This is a genomic window from Dellaglioa sp. CoH-57-MRSF-17 (genome assembly GCF_056782015.1).
In genome coordinates, this window is sequence record NZ_JBXAXY010000074.1 from 1 (window position 1) to 373 (window position 373).

Here is a 373-nt window from a genome sequence, read left to right on the forward strand (position 1 = left end):
TCGTGCACCCGCTTGGGCTTGCCGTGTTCTACGATCCGGCGACTGGTGTATCGGAGGGCGCATTCGTGGCTCCGGATGGCGCGTTCGCGTATGATGAGAAGACGGCGGCGCAACACGAATCCTTGGCACAGGCCAAGGCCGATGACTTCGAATCCCGAGCCCGTTGGTTGGAAGCGCGCTGTGCCGAACTCTCGAACAGCCTTGTCGAGATGCAAACGCGTTTGGATGACGTGCTGGATGAGTGCCGTGGGCTTCGTCACCTGAACGCGGTTCTCGGTTCGAGCAACAAGCGGCTGCGTGGTATTCTACGCGATGCAGAGCTGGAGCGCTCGGCATGATCACGCGAATTTTTCAGGGCGTGACGGGCACCCAC

1 protein-coding gene is annotated in these 373 nt (G+C 60.9%); it reads left to right on the plus strand.

Annotation, left to right across the window (positions count from 1 at the left end):
• On the plus strand, window positions 1-338 hold a 338-nt coding region (locus AC1RPJ_RS07930; protein ID WP_481762867.1), incomplete at its 5' end, for a hypothetical protein.
• Window positions 339-373 lie beyond the last annotated feature (35 nt).